At 57.3% G+C, this 19,113-nt stretch carries 14 protein-coding genes and 4 pseudogenes; 11 read left to right on the forward strand and 7 right to left on the reverse strand.

Translation table 11 applies throughout. The features are described 5' to 3' along the window. Positions 1-202 precede the first annotated feature (202 nt). The 4 genes from N2597_RS22935 to N2597_RS22950 all read left to right on the forward strand — a co-directional run bounded on the left by N2597_RS22935 (position 203) and on the right by N2597_RS22950 (position 7,312). Positions 203-1,159, forward strand: coding sequence for a hypothetical protein (locus tag N2597_RS22935; protein ID WP_040112678.1), 957 nt, complete (start codon positions 203-205; stop codon positions 1,157-1,159). Positions 1,160-1,233: 74 nt separating this feature from the next. Continuing rightward, complete coding sequence (locus N2597_RS22940; RefSeq protein ID WP_183599947.1) at positions 1,234-2,172, forward strand: hypothetical protein; 939 nt, start codon at positions 1,234-1,236, stop codon at positions 2,170-2,172. A 69-nt stretch (positions 2,173-2,241) separates the two neighbouring features. Then, complete coding sequence (locus N2597_RS22945; RefSeq protein ID WP_225881496.1) at positions 2,242-6,897, forward strand: RHS repeat-associated core domain-containing protein; 4,656 nt, start codon at positions 2,242-2,244, stop codon at positions 6,895-6,897. Further along, positions 6,890-7,312: a DUF4279 domain-containing protein gene (locus N2597_RS22950; protein ID WP_040112682.1), complete on the forward strand. Its 423-nt coding sequence runs from the start codon at positions 6,890-6,892 to the stop codon at positions 7,310-7,312. The genes N2597_RS22945 and N2597_RS22950 overlap by 8 nt, the downstream gene beginning before the upstream one ends. Before the next feature lie 228 nt (positions 7,313-7,540). On the opposite strand, the gene N2597_RS22955 is transcribed toward N2597_RS22950, so the two are convergent. Together N2597_RS22955 and N2597_RS22960 are read right to left on the reverse strand one after the other, a co-directional pair. Next, the gene (locus N2597_RS22955) at positions 7,541-8,677 is read right to left on the reverse strand and encodes an aldo/keto reductase (RefSeq protein ID WP_183599951.1); all 1,137 of its coding nucleotides are present in this window, start codon (positions 8,675-8,677) and stop codon (positions 7,541-7,543) included. Between the two features lie 66 nt (positions 8,678-8,743). Beyond that, positions 8,744-9,466 carry a carboxymuconolactone decarboxylase family protein gene (locus tag N2597_RS22960; protein ID WP_210282052.1) on the reverse strand — a complete coding sequence of 241 codons (723 nt, stop codon included), beginning with the start codon at positions 9,464-9,466 and terminating at the stop codon, positions 8,744-8,746. 15 nt (positions 9,467-9,481) lie between these two features. Between N2597_RS22960 and tnpA the strand changes: the two genes are divergently transcribed. From tnpA to tnpC, 3 genes are all read left to right on the forward strand, one after another. Next, on the forward strand, positions 9,482-9,925 hold the full coding sequence (gene tnpA / locus N2597_RS22965) for an IS66-like element accessory protein TnpA (protein WP_040112684.1): 444 nt from the start codon (positions 9,482-9,484) through the stop codon (positions 9,923-9,925). Continuing rightward, complete coding sequence (gene tnpB, locus N2597_RS22970) at positions 9,922-10,278, forward strand: IS66 family insertion sequence element accessory protein TnpB (protein WP_040112685.1); 357 nt, start codon at positions 9,922-9,924, stop codon at positions 10,276-10,278. The genes tnpA and tnpB overlap by 4 nt, the downstream gene beginning before the upstream one ends. Before the next feature lie 71 nt (positions 10,279-10,349). Further along, the gene (gene tnpC, locus N2597_RS22975; RefSeq protein WP_183599955.1) at positions 10,350-11,873 is read left to right on the forward strand and encodes an IS66 family transposase; all 1,524 of its coding nucleotides are present in this window, start codon (positions 10,350-10,352) and stop codon (positions 11,871-11,873) included. Between the two features lie 89 nt (positions 11,874-11,962). Here tnpC and N2597_RS22980 read toward each other — a convergent pair whose 3' ends face one another. From N2597_RS22980 to N2597_RS22995, 4 genes and pseudogenes are all read right to left on the reverse strand, one after another. After that, positions 11,963-12,448 (reverse strand): hypothetical protein, encoded by a 486-nt coding sequence (locus tag N2597_RS22980; protein WP_183599957.1) that lies wholly within the window; start codon positions 12,446-12,448, stop codon positions 11,963-11,965. 180 nt (positions 12,449-12,628) lie between these two features. Then, a pseudogene (locus N2597_RS22985) lies at positions 12,629-13,518 on the reverse strand (nucleotidyl transferase AbiEii/AbiGii toxin family protein); the annotation flags it as partial. Further along, positions 13,511-14,104, reverse strand: a complete 594-nt coding sequence (locus N2597_RS22990) for a DUF6088 family protein (RefSeq protein WP_183599959.1) — start codon at positions 14,102-14,104, stop codon at positions 13,511-13,513. The gene N2597_RS22990 and the pseudogene N2597_RS22985, both read right to left, overlap by 8 nt. Before the next feature lie 243 nt (positions 14,105-14,347). Further along, positions 14,348-14,551 (reverse strand): annotated as a pseudogene (locus N2597_RS22995) (hypothetical protein). 298 nt (positions 14,552-14,849) lie between these two features. On the opposite strand from N2597_RS22995, the gene N2597_RS23000 reads away from it, so the two are divergent. Next, a complete protein-coding gene (locus tag N2597_RS23000; RefSeq protein WP_040112689.1) occupies positions 14,850-16,022 on the forward strand; it encodes a Fic family protein in 1,173 nt (390 codons plus the stop codon). Positions 16,023-16,313: 291 nt separating this feature from the next. Beyond that, positions 16,314-17,126 (forward strand): annotated as a pseudogene (locus N2597_RS23005) (IS110 family RNA-guided transposase); the annotation flags it as partial. Positions 17,127-17,244: 118 nt separating this feature from the next. Here the strand turns inward: N2597_RS23005 and N2597_RS23010 are convergent. After that, a complete protein-coding gene (locus N2597_RS23010; protein ID WP_040112690.1) occupies positions 17,245-17,835 on the reverse strand; it encodes an SOS response-associated peptidase family protein in 591 nt (196 codons plus the stop codon). Positions 17,836-17,891: 56 nt separating this feature from the next. Here N2597_RS23010 and N2597_RS23015 point away from each other — a divergent pair. Further along, a pseudogene (locus N2597_RS23015) lies at positions 17,892-18,071 on the forward strand (SOS response-associated peptidase family protein); the annotation flags it as partial. A gap of 91 nt (positions 18,072-18,162) precedes the next feature. Next, a protein-coding gene (locus N2597_RS23020; RefSeq protein WP_097622115.1) for an IS630 family transposase occupies positions 18,163-19,111 on the forward strand; the annotation gives its coding sequence in 2 pieces (ribosomal slippage) (positions 18,163-18,498 and positions 18,500-19,111; 948 coding nt in all). The last annotated feature ends 2 nt before the right edge of the window (positions 19,112-19,113 follow it).

Consider the following 19,113-nt stretch of genomic DNA (forward strand, 5'->3'; position numbering starts at 1 on the left):
TAGGGCGGTAACGACAACGTGAGGGCGGAACATCGGTTACAGAAGACGTTCGGCACGTGTGGCGAGCGTCAGCGAGCAAGCAGTAGTTCAGTGTCAGAAAAAACTCAACTCAAAGTCATTGACAATCAGCGGAAACTCTCGCAGCTTATACGAGATTTTCAGCGAAAAATAAACTCAAACGCGATAATGCGGGCAGGTAGGCATGCGTGGTGTCTTCTTACTGGCGGCGCTTTCTCTTTTGCAATCCGGCGCGGCGTTCGCGCAGTGCCAACTTCCTTACAAACTCGAGAACGGTCAGACGCCCGACGCTGGTCAGCTGATGGCGAACTACAATGCCGTCATAAATTGCCTTGCAGCGCTGGTGCCCGCAGGAAACGATCAGGCAGTCCAGACGAAACTTCCTGGTGGCACATTTGGCGCAGTCGGCCCGCTGACTGACGGCCAGGTTATTTTGGGCGTCACTGGTTCGCCGCCTGTGGCCTCCGAAATCGTAGGTGGGCCTGGCATTGCTATAGCCAAAGGACCCGGGACTATCTCCATCTCCGCAGAACCCGCCCCGGGAGATGGAAGAGGATTGTATAGTCAGGTCATGTCAGCGACCCCGACGTCAGTCGGAACGGGGCTCACCGGCTGGCTCAATCAGGGAACGGCAACGGTTTCCGACACCGCCGTAGGCATATCCATCAGCGCCCCTCCGGTCGGCGGTGATGGCATTGTCAGTCGAACGATGCAGGCGCCGACGCCGCCCTATAAGATCACAGCACTCCTCGCGGGAACACGTAATAGTCCTAATTACCCCGGCAGCGCGATCGGTTGGTACAACGGATCCAACAGACTACATCTCCTATTTTTCACCCCGCGCGGAGGCGGCGTCCAATATCTGGCAGTATCGAAGTTCAACAGCCCAACATCATTTAGCAGTACTGATTACGAGAGCAGCCAGAGCGGCTTCTCACAGCCTCTTTGGCTCCAGATCAGCGACGACGGTACCAACATCGCCTTTTCGTTCAGCCAAGACGGCGCGAATTTCCAAACTGCGTTTTCAACCGCGAAAGCGGCCGGCTGGCTAGGGGCGTCTGGGTACAGCAATATTGTAGTTGCGACTAATCCGCAGGGTAGTCCCACGACAACGACAATCTTGTCCTGGCGGCAAGAATGAGTTCTCCCGCGATGAAGGAAACAGGTGTCGTGAGGTTCACTAGGCTTTGCCTTGTTGCGCTCGGGATGGCAGCATTGTCCACGATTGTTGGCGCGGGTGAGGCAATGGCCGAATGCGCCTTGCCCTACAATCTGCAGAACGGCGATCCTCCCGATGCAACTAAGGTTATGGCCAACTACAACGCTCTCGTTGCATGCATGACCTCGCTGGCACCGGCAGGTGAGGCATATTCGGTCCAGACGAAAGCTGCCGATGGCCAATTCGGCTCAATTCCAGCGCTCACCAACGGTCAATTGCTTATCGGATCAACGAATAATCCTCCTCAGCCGCAGCAATTAACTGCCGGTTCCGGTATCAGTATCGCAAATGGTGCGGGTCAGATCGCTATTTCGGCATCGCCGCACGTCGGAACGGATGGAAACGGACTTTATCATCAGGTCCTGTCCGAAACGCCGAGCGCGACCTCGACCGGCCTCTCCAACTGGCTCAATCAGGGTACGTCAGGCGTGATTGACAGCTCTGTCGGCATCTCCATGACGGCGCAAAATTCGGGAACGGCAAATAACATCAGTGCTCGTACGGTGCCTTCACCGACGCCCCCTTACAAAATAACCGCGCTCATCGGTGCAACCCGATCGTCAACGGCTTACAACGGCATTGGCATCGGATGGTTCAATGGCACCGATCGGCTCCATCTGTTTGCCTCGACGACGATCAGTGGCGGCCTCCCCAAATTCGAAGTTTCGAAGTGGAACAGCGCTACATCTTATTCCGGCGGCGATTTCCAGACCAACAGCAACGGTTATTCGCAACCCTTCTGGATGCAGATCGCAGATGATGGGTCGACAGTCTCAGTTGGCATCAGCCAGGACGGTGCCAATTTCTTGCAGCTTTTTAGCACAGCGAAGTCAACCGGTTGGCTCGGGGCCTCGGGCTATTCCAATGTTGTTTTTTTCATCAACCCACAAGGTGGGCTGACGACCGGAACATTGATGTCTTGGAAAGTTGAATGAAGGAAAAGGACTTCACGATGCCGTCTGGTCGGAAATGCGTGCGCTTGGATGCTCGCCGTTGGTCTGGCAATGGCAGCACCGATCGTTCCGGATAATAAAGCAAGCTCCGAACGTGTCGACGAGTTGTTCAACGCCATTGGCCTGCCAGAACCTTTGGTCTCGACGGGGTCGGTTTCCGAGGCGGAAAGCAACGCTCTTCGCGAAGCAGTAACGTCCTTCACGCAAAATCCTGATCTCTCAAACAACAACAAGCTTGCCGAGTACTTGGATCGCTTCCCGCAGTCGAACTGGGCTCCTGCGATCAATGTCAATCTTGGGCTGCTCTATTTGCATGACGGCTATTTCACGCGGGCGATTGCGGCTTGGCAACAGGCATGGGAGCTTGGTCGTGACGCGAAAGAGCCTCAAGCGCGTGCGTTGGTCGATCGTGCGGTCGGTGAGCTTGCCTTGCTCTATGCAAACCTCGGGCAAACGGAAGAGCTGAAAGCTTTCCTGCAGGACGTCGGCGATCGGCCCGTCGTGGGCTCGGCCACTGAACGGTTCCAGGTCGCGCACGAACAAATGACGTTGGTCAAGAATGATCCCCGCCATATGTTTATCTGCGGGCCGCTGGCTTTGCGCGCTCTCATGCTCGAGCGTCACGCCGAAATCGACAGCGTCAACTTTCTCCTGTGGTATCGAGCAAGCGACAACGGAACGAGCCTTGAAGAGGTCAGCCAGCTTGCTGACAAGGTAAAGCTCGATCACCAGCTGATAAAGCGATCTGCCGGACAGAAGGTTCCTGTTCCCTCCATCGTTCATTGGAAGGTGGGGCACTTTGCTGCCGTCGTCGGTGTAGCAAATGGACGTTTCCATATCCGTGACTCGGTATTCGACGGGTCCGACATGTGGGTTACGCAAGCCGCACTCGATGAAGAGACCACCGGATATTTTCTTGTCCCCAAGGATGTCACTGGCGATCCAGGTTGGCAGCAGCTTGGTGCATCCGACGCACTGAAAGTCTGGGGCAAGGGGCCGACCAGTGCCACGAGAATCGGTGATGCGGGCGATCCAAACGCGTCCGATCCCGATCCGGATTCTCCACTTCCGAACTCCCCTTGGCTCGGGCTATCTCGACCCGGTTCGAGTGGTGAATGCCCGCTTTGCGTCTACAACATCAAGGAGTCGAGCGTCAGCGTATCCCTGTCGGATACGCCCGTCGGCTATGAGCCACCCATCGGCCCGTCGATGAAGGTGAGGATCAGCTATAATCAGCGCGAAGACAGCCAGCCGCAGAACTTCAATTTCTATAATGTCAGCCCAAAGTGGAGCCTGAACTGGCTGAGTTATGTGACGGATGACCCCACAAATGCTGGGGCCAATGTGTCGCGCTTCCTATCGGGCGGCGGGTCCTTTGTTTACAAAGGTTTTGATGCCGGAACCAGACGTTTCGCAGCTCAGGATGACGATGGTTCGATCCTCGTTCTGGCGTCTCAAGCACCTGTGGAATATCGCCGGTTGCTTCGAGATGGTTCGGTCGAAATCTACACCCAGTCAGACGGTGCTACCGCTTATCCGCGGCGGGTGTTTCTCAGCCAAATTCGCGATCCTCAGGGTAATGCTGCGATCTTGAACTATGACACCCAGCGGCGGCTTACCTCCGTGACCGATGCAGTCGGACGCCAGACGACGCTTACATATGGCTTACCAGACAGCCCGCTACTGGTCACAAGGGTGACGGATCCTTTCGGCAGAAGCGCAAAGCTCACCTATGATGCGAACGGCCGCCTGTCCTCGATCACTGATATCATCGGTCTTACCTCCAGCTTCACTTATGATGCCAATTCCTTGGTTAATAAGCTGACAACGCCGTATGGCGAGACGAACTTCGCCTATACAGCGCCAGGAACCACCGCGCCGCCGAGGTTTGTTCAGGTCACCGATCCACTTGGTTTCAAAGAGCGCGAAGAATGGCTTGAGCCGGCCCCAATTCCTGCAAGCGATCCCACTGCGACCGTGCCCGTGGGAATGCCTGCCGGAGTGATTAACAATTATCTCACCTACCGCAACAGCTTCCATTGGGACAAAAGCGCCTATGTTGCGGCCGGCTGCACTGACACAGGCGGTTGCGACTATACAAAGGCTCGCATACGGCATTTCGTGCATATGCCGGATTCATCGATCAAGGGTACGGCACTCGAGAGCGTCAAGTATCCGCTCGAAAATCGCAAGTGGTACAATTATCCTGGCCAGACCGGGTCTCAGGCAAGCATCATCGGAGGGACCTATAGCGAGCCTACCGCTGTCGCGCGTGTTTTAGATGACGGCTCGACTCAGATGAGCCAATATTCCTACGATACCGCGGGCTTTCTTAATTTAACCAAACAAATCGATCCGTTGGGACGGACGACCTCCTATCTCTATGCCAACCAGATTGATCTTGCCGCTGTCACGCAGAGCACCGAGTTTGGCCAGCAGACGATCCTTGCCCAATTCACCTACAACGGCCAACACAGGCCGGTGAGTGCAACGGATGCCGCAGGGCAAACGACGCTTTATCGCTACAATACGGTCGGGCAGTTAGTTTCCGAAACGAATCCGCTGGGTCAAAAGACCAGCTACGGCTATGACAGCGCCCACAATCTACAAACCGTCACCAATGCCAATGATGCCGTAGCCGCCTCATATACATACGACGCCAAAGTCCGCATCAAAACTTACACGGATTCCGAAGGCTGGAGCGTTATCTACGCCTATGATGACGCTGACCGGGTAACCAGCATTACCTTTCCCGACGGGACCGCCAAGCGCTTCGCCTATGACCGCCTCGACCTTGTTTCCTATCGCGATCGCGAGGGCAAGCTGTGGCTGTACCAATATGATGCCAATCGGCGATTGACGAAGGTCACTGATCCATCCGGCAACGACACACTGATCGGTTACAACGAACGCGGGCAAGTCGCATCTTTGACCGATCCAAAGGGAAATGCGACGAGCTGGGCGTATGACATCCAGGGCCGTTTAAGCAGCAAGACTTACGCCGATCTCACAAGCATCACCTACGCTTATGAAAACACCATAAGCCGCTTAAAGTCTGTCCTCGACCCGCTCGGACAAACAAAACAATATGCCTATGGGCGAGACGATAGCCTGGCGGGCATCTCTTATCTGAACGTTGTTAATCCGACACCCAATGTGTCGTTCTCCTACGACAGCTATTTTCCACGGTTAACGGCGATGGCCGACGGCTCGGGTACAACAAACTATCAGTACGAGCCGCCATTCCAGAGTGGTGCTCTCGGTCTGCAATCCGAGTGTTTCACTGCTACCGGTGCCGTGGACTGCTCTCATACAATCGATTACGCCTATGATGAGCTCGGCCGACTATCGAGCCGCCAGATTGCCGGCGGTGGCCCTGAAACGTTCGGATATGACGCTATCGGTCGCCTTGTCGATCACGCAAGCGACCTAGGCGCCTTCAAGATCAGCTATCTGGGACAAACATCGCAACGCACTGTTCAGCAATTGCTTCCCCAGACGTCCAACCTCAATACCACGTGGAGCTATCTAGACAATACCCATGACAGGCGTCTTGCGGGCGTTGGCAATGCAGGCTTGGCGGCTGGCCAATATACAAACTTCACATTCCAAACGACACCGGAAAACACGATTACGCAGACCATTCAGTCAAGCGACACTGCCGTCGCCCGACCCTCTTCTGCAGCCCAGGCCGTCAACTTCAATATTCTCAATGAAGTGTCCGAGGTTTCGGGCCATGCCTACAGTTACGACGCGAATGGTAATCTCCTGTCAGATGGTGAGCGAACCTTTGCTTGGGATGCAGAGGATCGACTCGTAAAGATATTGTACGCCTCCCAGCCGGGAAAGCTGACGAACTTTTCATATGACGGGCGCGATCGGCGTGTCGAGATCCAAGAAACGCCTGCCGGCGGAGGTTTAGCCTCCACTACGGTCTATGTTTGGTGCGGGAGCGTGATCTGCCAGGCACGCGACGAATCTAACACGCCATCGAAAGCATATGTAAAAGAAGGGGAATATAAGTACGGTGCATCGAATCCCTCGCTATTTTATGGCATTGATCAACTCGGATCGGTTCGACGTGTTTTTCTAAGCGGCGGTAGCGCACCCAGTTACGACTTCGATCCCTGGGGGCGGGCGATCCAGCCTGTGACGGCTATTTCGGACTTCGGCTTTGGTGGATATTTCAATCAGCAAAGCGCCGGCCTCAGCTTAACACTATTCAGAGCGTATGATACGATACTAGGCCGCTGGCTATCTCGCGATCCCATCGGCGAAAATGGCGATACGACAAATTTGTACACATATGTGGCCAGCGATCCGCTGTCTCGGATCGACCCCACTGGGAAGGTAGGGCTTCAATGGCCGCCGGGTCTGCCGTTTCCCTGGCCACCAAATTCACCAAACGCTTGTCCGGTCCCTAGCGGTATGGCAGGTTTGTCCGGGCCGCTGTTCCCCAGCGACCCTTCCGCTGATCAGTCTCCGCTGATTAGCCCAATGGCCCCTCCGCGTGGTTATTGGCCGCTGGACAAGGGGGCAGCTGAATGGGGGCGTCGACACGACATCCCTGTCAGAGAGGCTAAAGACAGGGCTCATCGTGCGAAACAAAAAGACAAGGGGCGAGCAAGAGATGACTATGGTGTTGATCCTGAAACAGGCGATATTGCTAATCCAGACGGAGAGGTGATCGGAAACCTAGATGAATAAATTGGAGAAGATTGGATCGATCTCAGTATACTTCCATGGAGACAACCTAGATCCTGAGAATTTGACAAAGTTCTTAGGGGTAGATCCTGACGCGCGTTGGAAAGCTGGCGAGGAGAGACTGTTAGCGAGTGGCTCGACCGCTCGTGCCCGTACTGGTATGTGGACATTGTCAATTCCTCTCATGGACGAGAACGTGAGTGAAGCGGTAGCGAAATTGATAGGCACTCTAGGGAATAATTTTCTAGATGTACTTTCGCTGCCAGAGATCGAGAGTGCGTATGTCGATATTTTCATGTGCGTCGACCGTAGCCGACTGGACGCAGGCCATACATTTAAACTTCTTAATTCTGATGTATCGTCAATCTCTAAAGCTGGTCTTGACATCCAAGTAACAGTATCGGTCGACGAAGATTAAGATACTACTTTGTTGCGCTTTCAGTGCCAGGGTATTGATCTCGCGAAAATCGTCTTCTTTTCCAACGGTTCGCATTGCGACGGGTCTCGGGTCCTGTTCCCATCAAGCAAAAGATTGTGTAATGGCTGGGTCGGCCGTTCGATTCCTATCAAGGCGAGAACTCCCGGCTTTTTGGCCCAAAGCGGCAATCGCTTTGGGCCAAGTATGGTCACGAGTTTCAATGATGACTTACGCCTTCCGTGGCGCTTCCACATCCGAGTAGGCTTGAACGGCATCGGGCAGCCGCGCTCCGGCGATCTTGACCGCCGAGACGGAGGCGTTGAGCTCTGCGATTTCCGAGGACGAGAACTGGATGGCCGGGGCACCGATATTTTCGATCATGTGGGCCATCTGGGTGGTGCCAGGGATCGGCACGATCCATGGCTTCTGAGCCAACAACCACGCCAGAGCAATTTGACCGAGCCTCGCCTGCTTTCGGTCGGCCCATACCTTCAGGAGCTCTACGAGCGCCAGATTGTGGGGGATGTTTTCGGGGGAGAAGCGGCCTTCGATGCTCCGGATGTCGCCTGGCGCAAACGTTGTCTTGGCATCGATCGCTCCGTTCAGAAAACCGACGCCAAGCGGGCTCCACGGCACAAAGCCGATGCCGAGTTCTTCGCAGACCGGAATCGCGCCGTTCTCGGGACCGCGCCACAGCATGGAATATTCGCTCTGCACAGCGGTAAGGGGTACAGCGGCATGCGCGCGCCGCAACGTCTGCAATCCCATTTCCGAGAGACCCCAATGCAGAACCTTACCTTCCGACATGAGGTCTTTGACTGCGCCGGCGACGTCCTCAATCGGCACTTCGGGGTCAACGCGATGCTGATAGAGCAGATCGATGCGGTCGGTGCGCAACCGCTTCAACATGCCTTCTACTACGATCTTGACGTGCTCGGGACGGCTGTTCAGCCCCGGTTTGCGCTCCCCGGTCTCCTGATCGATGTTCCACCGGAACTTTGTGGCGATGACGATCTGGTCGCGGAACGGCTCCACGCCCTCGCCGAGCATCCTCTCGACTTCATGCGGTCCGTAGGCTTCGGCAGCGTCATAGAAGGTCAGCCCGCGCTCAAACGCGCTCCGGATGATGTTGCGCATTTCCGCCCGAGTGGGGATGGTCTGCTGATAGGTCCGGCTCATGTTCTGAACACCGAGTCCGACGCTCGACACTTCGAGCGAGCCGAGCTTGCGCCGTCCGATATCCGATGGAGTCGTGGGGGCCGTGCTGTTCTGGCCCGTGGTGGTTTGTGCCTGCGCTACACCGACATTCGTCGCCGCGGCCAGCGTGCCTGCTGCCAACAGCAGGTCTCTTCGGTTCAGTTCCATCTTTTGCTTCCTTCTGTTGATGGGGAGGTGTTGGCCGCGGCTGCGCATAGGGGCGACCCTTCTGATCTAGCCGCGGCGCTTTTCGAACACTTCATTCGCGACGGTGACCGCGGACATGGCGTTAGGCCAACCGGTATAGAAAGCGAGATGCGTGATGGCTCCCGCGATCTGTCCGTCAGTCAGACCGTTGTCCATTCCGAGATTGATGTGGCTCGTGAGCTGTGCGGTGCGGCCTGTCGAAACGAGTGCGCTGACGGTCACCAGGCTTCGATCCTTGGGAGCAAGTGCCGGCCGGAGCCAGAGGTCCTTGAACAGGACATCCGTCGTAAGATCCTGAAGCTCTTGAAATTGGATTCCGAGGTTTTTGGCGACGCGTGCCGCCCGCGTTGCTTCGGCCGCTTCGTTAAGGGGCAGTAGCTCCGCGGTGGCTGGTGCCATTTGATCGGCAGCTACACCCCGTTCGGCGAACACCTTGCGCATCACGACCGCCGCGGCATTTCCGTTCGCCAAGCCCGTGTAAAGCGATAGATGCGCCACAAGCTCGGAGAGCTCGGACGGCTTGACGCCGTTGTCGAGCGCGAGCGCGACCTGCTCAGGCATCGAGGCAGTCTGAGTGGTTGCGACGAGCGCTGCGACGGTGACGATACTCCGGTCGCGGGGCGAAAGGGACGGGTTGTTCCACAAGCGGTTTTCAAGAAACCGCTTCGAATATTGCTCGAGCACAGGCGTAAGCGGCGTTTCCACCCCACCTTCCGGATCATCTAGTGATTTACGATGTTGAGCCTGCATAGAGGGCTTAGACATATGTCGATTTCAGAGCTTACGCTTAAATCCAAGGATGATGAGCCGGTTCGCCGGTTCGAGGTATTCACCGGCAATGGTCGTCGTCGCGAATGGAGCGACGAGCAGAAGGCGCAGATTGTCGCGGAAAGCTATGAGCCCGGCGTGACGGTATGCTCAGTGGCGAGGCGTCACGGGCTGACGTCACAACACTTGTTCACCTGGCGACGGCATGCTCGCAGGCCGCTCGATGAAGTGTCGGACGAGACACCGATGTTTGCGCCTGCCATTGTCGTTCCTCAGGACATTCCGTTGCCCAAGAAGGTCCGGCGAGCCTCCTCGCCGAGGAAGGTTCATGGAGACGCGCTGATTGAGCTGGAGATTGGTGGGGTGACCATCAGGATTGCATCTGGCGCTGATGCGGCGACGATTGCAGCCGTCATTACGGCCATGAAGGCATCATCGTGATTGGTCCGTCCGGCGCGGCGAAAGTTATGATCGCCACCAAGCCTGTCGACTTCCGCAAGGGTGCTGAAGGGTTGGCCGCATTGGTGAAAGCCGAGATGGGAGCCGACCCGTTCTCCGGCACGATCTACGTGTTCAGGGCCAAGCGCACCGACCGCATCAAGTTGATCTTCTGGGATGGCAACGGCGTCTGCCTGGTTGCCAAGCGGCTTGAGGACGGCGAGTTCCATTGGCCTCGGATGCAGGATGGCGTAATGCATCTGACGGCCGCCCAGTTCTCGGCCCTGTTCGAGGGATTGGACTGGAAGCGCGTGCATACGCCGAGCGAAACGCGCACGCCTGTCCAGGCAGGTTAAAGGCCGCGACCAATTGAATCAGGCGCATCCAGCCTCTCGTTCCGAGGGGCAAAACATGCTGTTCTTGCCGAATGACGATGACGGCAGACGAACTTCCGGATGACCTGAACGCGTTGAAGGCGATGGTGCTTTCGCGCGAGGCAGAGAATGCCCGCCTGCGTCAGATCATCAAGGAACTGCAGCATCACCGCTTTGGTCGCCGTGCCGAAACGCTTCCCGAAGATCAGCTTCTCTTAGGCTTGGAAGAGGCCGAACAGGTCGCGGCGGATGGTCTGGAAGAGAAGGAGCAAGTCTCAGCCGATCTGCGCCAGACGCGGGTCGTCAAACGGCGAACGAATAGAGGCTCGCTTCCAGTTCACCTGCCACGCATCGAAATGATCGTCGATATCGATGACCATGCCTGCCCAGGCTGCAGTCATAATCTGCATCGCATAGGCGAGGACGTCAGTGAGAAGCTCGACATCGTTCCTGCCCAATTCCGGGTTCTGGTTGTTCGCCGCCCGAAGTATGGCTGCCGAGCCTGCGAGGATGTCGTCGTTCAAGCTCCGGCTCCCGCCCGGCTGATCGAAGGCGGGATTCCGACTGAAGCAACTGTCGCCCAGGTTCTCGTTTCTAAATACGCCGACCACCTACCCCTTTATCGCCAGGCGCAAATCTACAAGCGGCAGGGCATGGACCTCGACCGTTCGACACTCGCTGATTGGGTTGGACGTGCCGCCTGGCATCTGCGGCCCGTTCATCAACGGTTGCTCGATGTGTTGAAGACATCATCAAAGCTCTTTGCCGACGAGACGACAGCTCCTGTGCTCGATCCGGGGCGCGGCAAGACGAAAACGGGCCAGCTCTGGGCCTATGCGCGTGATGATCGACCGTGGCAGGGAAGCGATCCGCCGGGTGTCGTTTATGTCTATGCGCCGGACCGCAAGGCCGAGCGCCCGATGACTCATCTCGACGGCTTCGTCGGGGTCCTGCAGGTCGATGGCTACAGTGGCTATCGGCCCCTAGCCGCCAAGAACACTGTATCACTGGCCTTCTGCTGGAGCCATGTTCGTCGGCGCTTTTACGAACTGGCCGCAGCCGGACCCGCACCGATTGCGACCGAGGCGCTGCGGCGCATTGCCAACCTCTACAAAATCGAAGACGAGATACGCGGACGCACGCACGAAGAGCGCCACGCTGCCCGTCAAGAGAAGAGCTGCCCGATCACCAATAGCCTAGCGCCCTGGCTCACCGAACAGCTCGGCCTCATCAGCCAGAAGACAAAGCTGGCCGAAGCAATCCGGTACGCCTTGTCGCGATGGGATGGGCTGACCAGGTTCATCGATGACGGCCGCATCGAGATCGACTCCAATACCGTCGAACGATCCATCAGGCCAATTGCTCTCAATCGAAAAAATGCCCTCTTCGCGGGCTCCGACGCCGGGGCCGAGCACTGGGCGACCATCGCATCGCTCATCGAAACTGCCAAACTCAATAACGTCGAGCCGCTGGCCTATCTCACCGACGTCCTCACTAGGATCGTTAACGGCCATCCCAACTGTCAGATCGACGAATTATTGCCCTGGTCATACCGGACCGACAAAATACGCCAATAAAAGGAAGGTGGAGTTGGGCCATGACAGAGCAAGCATCTGGAGATCAGGCGCTGTGAGCGGCCCTTAAACTCGCCAAAACTTTCGTGCCATCATTCTTCAAGGTCATGGCTTGGTTTTTGTGGACTCTCTCCCCATTCGGTCAAGCCGTATCCAAATCCCTTGAGGTTGTTAAATCGCTTAGAGGTGGCCAGAAAAGCAGAGAGTGTCTTTGCCGGAATCTTGCCGGTCATTGTCACCCCGGCATCTTGGACAATCGGAAGAAGTTCGCCGGAGGATGCTCTCACCCCTGTCTGCGCTAAGTGCTTGGACACGATCTCATCAACCAACGCGGCCTTTGAGCCTTGGCGATAATTGCTTGCAGCGGGCTTAGCGTTGTTGGAGTCGCCAACCTCGTAAACAGAAATAAGTTTTTGCACCTGCTGGAGCTTCTGCCGATTAGCGTTCAGTTCCGCTTGGAGCCTTTCCCGCTCTCTGTATGCGATTGCTAGGATATCACTAGACATGGGGCGTTCTCCGCGATTCTGTTGCAGCACCTTATGCACCTTGCTGCCCAAATCAACAGATGCTCTGTTCATTTGCGCCTGCTATCTTCGAATGAAGACAGAGCATACAGCTGACGGCTTTGCGTTCGATGCAAAGGATCACCCAAATCCTGAGATGTGGAAAGTCACGGCCCCGTTTCCTGCGTCAGTTCCAGCCAAATGGCAAGCTCGGGCCAAGGGCGTCAAAAAACGTGTGTGATTGCAACAGCGCTTACGGAGCCCTTCGCCGGACGGTGTCAGAACCAGATTGCCGTTGACGGCTGCAGTGTAGTCGATGGGCGAGCGGTCGGCCGCCTTTTCCGCAAAGAACATGGATTTGTGTTTGGCCACCGCATTGGCAAGCTGCCGATCCTTGAATGCCGCTTCTGCAAAGCCGGCATCGTCCAACCGGACGACGTCATGCCAGTGGCGGGCAAACCGATCACCGCGGAGGCGCTCCTGCAGGCAGAAGACATGGATGGCCGTCGCCTTCTCCCAGAACGTCCGCTCGGCGTGCATGACGCGCGGACTCGCTTTCGGAAATTCGACACCATCGACGTGACCCGAAGCGTCGCAGCCGACATCGCGGATACTGGCTGGCTCACGGTTGACCGTGCGCCGAATTCGAGCATGACGCTCGGGGCGACATAGCCGGATCCGCTGCTCACCGCGTCATAGTCCAGATAGAGCGTATAATCCTCGAGGCGAATTGCCGCCGGAAGAGATTGATCGCGCAGCGCGCCGGCGATCACCGGCTCCACCGAGTCCGAGACCCAGACCGGAAGCCGCTTTCGCACTTCGCTGGTCCAGCGCTTCTCCTCACTGCGGGTTTTCGGCAGCGCCTCATCATTGTCGCTGACCAAGTCCGGCGCCAGAGCGCGGATATCATAGGTCAGGTCGACGTCCTCGGAGAACCTTTTGATGACGCCGTAGGCTTTCGAAAGCGAAGTGCCGCCCTTGAAGACGAGGTGCTCGCCGAGCTTGGACGAAAAGAGCATCTGCAGCGTCCAGACGACCCAGACATCCTTTTCGAGCAGGTGAATGGGCCGTCCGGTGCGGTCGGCCGCCACGGCCAAGGCTTCGCGCCGGTCGTCCTTTGACAAGGTCAGGAACTGATCAGCCATGCGCAGCCTTTCCCACGCTTCTTGCAAGCCAGGTCGGGAACTGCGGTGCGGCCGCCACCAGCTCGCCGAACGCGTCTGGCGGCAGCTTTCGCTTGATCCGAGACAGTGCTTCATCGGCCTTCTCGGGCCCAAGCCAGGCGAGCGCACGGACCGCCACGCCGGCGGGCCGATCGGCCAAGGCCAGTTGCCAGCGAGGCACATGCCTGAGCTCGACCGACTGCTGTCCAAGGTTCATCGTCCGGCTGCGGCCGGATGTAAGGTAGACGGAGCGGACCGGGACCTGGGTGGTCAGGCCCAGGGAATTCGCAGCGGCGGCGCCGTTTGAGACGATGACCTCGCCGCGTTGCTGCGCCACGGCCTCCACCGCCTGTTCAACTGTCGGCGGCCGGCTGCCAAAACGGCTTTTGACAGGCCGCATATAGATGCCGCGGCCGGCCCGGACGAGCTCGCCGCGCTCGGCCAGGCGCGACAGAGCCTGGTCCAGGGCGGCACGATTTCCGAGATGCAAAAAGCTCTTTGCCGATAGCGCGAACCCTTCCGGGAGTCGTTCAGCATGGCCCATGATTTGTGACGTCAGCTTTTGCATGGCATGTCTCCTGTCAGAAATATATGCAGTTTTCTGACAGTTTGCAATGAGAGGGGAAGACGACGCGTGTCATACTGGTATTTTTCGCCGCGTTCGTATTCTTTCTGGGAAGATCGAGGAAGCTATGCAGGGCGTCGAACGTCGCTGACAGGCCAGAGCTCTCGAGGGCAGGGGAGCCGAACCGCGCTGACCAAATTTATATCGAAATATTGGTTAGTAGCCAGCTTATCGCTCCACCCAGCGCTACTCACCTATCAGGCCATCAAACACCTCCAGCATCGCATCGCTGATGGCTTGCCGAGCGCGGCTGCAGTGTTCGCCAGCGCCTCCTCGTCCATATCGCGGGCGGCCACAGCAAATGCAGCTCCTTCGGACGTTAAGATTTCCCGCGCCCGCTCGATTGCCCATACGGAAGTCACTACTGCTGCTGATCTCCACGGTTTCCATGTTGTCCCCTGATTCTTGCTCCGGGGAATGGCTTATACCGATTTGCCGGACAATGCAGATCGGGGAGTTCGATCTGAGATGAGCCCGGAAGATACCGTCGAGCTTGGTGCGCGGCGCGTGACGGGCGGGCATCTGCCGCGCTCGAGCGTACTGTAATAGGCTTGATCACCAGCCGAAGCGTCGCGTATCCAGCATGTCTTTGTTAGATCGGCAAAAATACCGGCAATACGATTGCGCCTATCACGGCCTATCGGTATGATAAAATTAAGGAATTTAAGGGCACGGAAACCGGCAAAATATGGTCACTTTGACGAGTATGGAACCTCTGCTTCCCGACAGCAACAGGGAATTGGAAGACCTGGCGATTGAGCTGACCTCCACCGCCAGCCGCTTTGCAGCGCGACTGCACCCCATTATGCGGGGGTCGGTTGGCAATCTGGTGCGCTCCATGAACTGCTATTACTCAAATCTTATTGAAGGACATAACACGCTTCCTGTCGATATCGATCGCGCAATGGCAGGCGATTATGCGCGTGAACCGGAAAAGCGAAATCTTCAACTCGAGGCCCGCGCTCATATCGAGGTGCAGCAGCTCATTGACAGAAGCGAGATGCCGTTTCCTGTGTTGTCGCTCGACGGCATTTGCTGGATGCACGGGGAATTCTGCCGGCGGCTTCCGGATGAGCTGTTGATTGTCCGTAATCCCAATACGGGCGAAGAAATCAAGATGGTTCCTGGGCAGTTGCGAACGCGGCATGTAAAAGTCGGTGAGCACGTGGCACCCGAGCCGGAAATGATCGAGCCGCTCATCGGGCGCTTTGTCGAAGGCTATTCATTCAAAATGCTCTCCAAGCTGCAGAAAATCATCGGTGTCGGCGCATCGCACCACCGGCTGGCATGGATCCATCCGTTCTTCGACGGAAATGGGCGTGTTTCGCGGCTATTTTCGCATGCTCTGTTGCGAGACCTGGGAATTGGCTCGGAATTGTGGTCGGTCTCGCGCGGCCTTGCCAGGAATGTTTCGGATTACAAGCGTCTGCTGGCTCAAGCCGATCAGCCGAGGCGTGGTGATCTCGATGGACGCGGCAATCTCACGCAAGCCGGCTTGACTGAATTTACCGCCTTCTTCCTATCGTGTTGCCTGGACCAGGTTACATTTATGGAGGAACTCCTTAAGCCGGAGGAATTGCTGAACCGCGTGGAGGTCTGGTGCAATGAGGAGGTCCAAATGCAACGACTTCCAAAGGGCAGTTGGCCCTTGTTGCGCGAAGCCATCCTGACAGGCGAATTTGCACGTTCTCAGGTGCAGGCGCTGACAGGGTATCAGGAGCGCCAGGCGCGGACGGTCCTATCCAGCCTGCTGGACATTGGCGTGCTCACATCGCCAAGCCCGAAGGGCAAAGTCCGCCTTGGCTTTCCAGTCGACATAATCGAGCGTTGGCTTCCGCGGCTCTACCCGGCCGTCCGTTAGCAGGCGATGTCGACGCCATTTGAATGGCGATTTTTGCGACAGAATCTCCCTTGAGCGCATCCCCTATGGGAGCGTGCTCTATTGCGCCGCACCTTGTCTCTGCTTCGCTCTGACTAGGCACTGCTCCACCGGACTCCGAAGCGGGTTTCTAGGCCCGGTGTCTAGAGTGAACGGGCGCGCATGGCAGCTTGTCGCCGTGGCCTCTATGGAGCGGTCGGTCAGCAATCGGCCCCAAATTAGTCATTCCAGCCAGCCCAAGTTCTTAGCTCGCCGAAAGAATCTATTGCACAGGGAGAGGTCCGCTTTTGGGGTGAGGTTGACGCACTCTGATACCAGCATGCGCCGCATCATCCAGCGGATAGCAGCAAAGTTTGACCGAGTTCATTTCTGCTACGAGGCGGGTCCGACCGGATACGGCCTACATCGGCTTATCCGATCGCTTGGCCATGAATGTGTGGTGGTCGCTCCATCACTGATCCCCAGGAAGCCAGGCGACAGAGCAATCGTCGAGATGCCCTCGCGCTCGCCCGGCTATTGAGGGCCGGCGAGCTCACGGCAGTGTGGGTTCCTGATGAGGGCCATGAGGCGATGCGCGACCTCGTTCGCGCTCGAGCTGCTGCTGTCGAGACATTGCGGGTTCACCGACAACAGATCAGTGCCTTTATGCTCAAACACAGTCGCATCTATCCACGCAAGAAGGGCTGGACGATGCGATACCTGCGCTGGCTGCAGGAGCAACAATTCGATCATCCGGCGCATCAGATTGCGTTGCAGGAAATGGTCGAGGCGGTGCGCGTCTCGAAAGAGCGCGTCGAACGACTGGAGAAGGTGATCGAGGAGTTCGTCCCAACCTGGTCGCTGGCGCCGGTCATTCGAGCGCTGCAGACCCTGCGAGGGGTCGATCTGATCGTCGCCGTGACATTCGCCACGGAGGTCGGCGACGTGAGCCGATTTGAGAGCCCTCGCCAACTGATGGGCTATCTCGGCCTGGTCCCTGGTGAGCGATCAACGGGTGAGACGATCAGACGGGGTGGGATCACCAAGGCCGGCAACGGTCGGGTTCGGCACATGCTGGTCGAGAGCGCCTGGACTTATCGGCATCCGGTGCGACGAGACTCATCTCGATGGTGCCAGGACTTGGTCTCTCTAGGGACGTTGTGAAACGGCAAGCAAACCGTTTTGCTGCGAGATGTAGCGAGGCAATATTGCTGCCGCGCCGGGATTACCCGACCTGTTCTACAGCGAGGGTGCCCGCGGAAAGCGGCTTGATCAACGACTTTGCCGAAACGGTGGGATCAAACCAGCCGGCCCATGCGTTGCGCTCGAGGATGACGATTTGCCGATCGTGGTAGGACGCGATGTCCGGTCCGGGCTCCATCGTCAGCATGGTGAAGGCCTGACCGACCTCCGGCGTCTCGCGCCAGATGCCGGCGATGCAGAAGATCGGCTCGTTCTTCTTCGTGAATAGCCACTTGTCCTTACGTTTCTTTTTCGGGTCCTTTGGGTCTGTGAACTCGTAGAAGCCGTCGGCAATGATCAAGCAGCGATTGGAGGTGAACTCCCGACCCTCCGAGCGGAAATTATAGACCGGCCGCTTGTTCGGTCCCGGCCAGCTCCAGCGCCGCTGCACAAGCTCGGCCTCATCGCCGGCTCCGTCGATCGTCCTGACGATGGGGCCTACGTCGGTGATTTTGATGTCCTCGCGCGCTTCGAGGTTCGGTATGCCTTCACCAAAGCGGATCTTGATCTTCAGATCGGCGAAGTCCTTCGCGATCGAAGCAGCATCCACCATCAGCCGATAATCATTGCACATGCGTCCCCCATGACAGGTTGGTTGCTTCGAAAAATCGTTCCTGATATGTTCTATCTATGATGCGCGCGAAGGTTTTCCAGTCCGACGCCCCGCTCAATGAGCACCGCGTCATCATAAGGTGCCATGATGGCGATGTGGAGATGGTGGAGCTGCCGTGGGGACTGCGCCCGCGGGACGGCGGTCCATGCCTGGTGCCTGCCTCGGAGTTTCGCCATAAAAGCTTCAGCTTTTCGCTAGAGCGTATCTGGATTTAGTTGAATCGGAAGGGATTCCGTTTTTGGCTGTTTTGTGATTCAAGATGCTGGCTGGAGTGGAGGCCAGCATCGGATGACTCGACCTCTTTCAAATGATCTTCGCAAGCGTGTTGTTGATGCAATCGAAGCCGGCGAGAGCTGCCGGTCGGTGGCGGTGCGGTTCGGTATTGCCGTGTCTTCAGCGGTGAAGTGGTCTCAGCGCTACCGTTCGAGCGGATCTGTCGCGCCTGGGAAGATGGGCGGCCACCGCAAGCGGGTTCTTGAGCCGTACCGAGCGTTTATCGCCGAGCGGATCAACCAGACGCCGCATGTGTCACTGAACAGGTTGAAGGAAGAACTGGCCGCGCGAGGGGTGAAGGTATCCCACGACACCGTATGGCAGTTTCTGCGGCGCGAGGGACTACGGTTCAAAAAAAACACTGTTCGCCCTTGAGCAGGCGCGCGCTGACGTCGCGCGACGGCGACAGCGCTGGCGATCCTGGCAGGCTGGCCTTGATCCAAGCCGGCTGGTCTTCATCGATGAAACCTGGATCAAGACCAACATGGCGCCGCTTCGAGGCTGGGGGCCGAAGGGCAAACGGCTGCGCAGCTTCGCCCCGCACGGACATTGGCGCACCCTGACTTTCCTCGGCGCGTTGCGCTGCGATCGGCTCACCGCGCCTTGTGTCTTCGATGGACCGATCAACGGTGAGTGCTTTCGTGCTTATGTCGAACAGCAACTCGTACCGGTGCTCAAACCCGGCGATATCGTCGTGATGGATAATCTCGGCTCCCACAAGTCGGTCGCCATCCGTCAGATGATCCGCAACGCTGGTGCTCGGCTCTGGTACCTGCCGCCATACTCCCCCGACCTTAACCCGATCGAACAGGCTTTCGCCAAAATCAAGCACTGGATGCGCCTGGCTCAGAAGCGAACCATCGATGACACCTGGCGCCACATCGGACACCTCGTCACAACCATCGAGCCCAGCGAATGCAGCAACTACTTCGCCAATGCCGGATATGCTTCCGTGAAAACCTGAAA

This window comes from Rhizobium sophoriradicis (genome assembly GCF_025200795.1).
Lineage (GTDB): Bacteria > Pseudomonadota > Alphaproteobacteria > Rhizobiales > Rhizobiaceae > Rhizobium > Rhizobium sophoriradicis.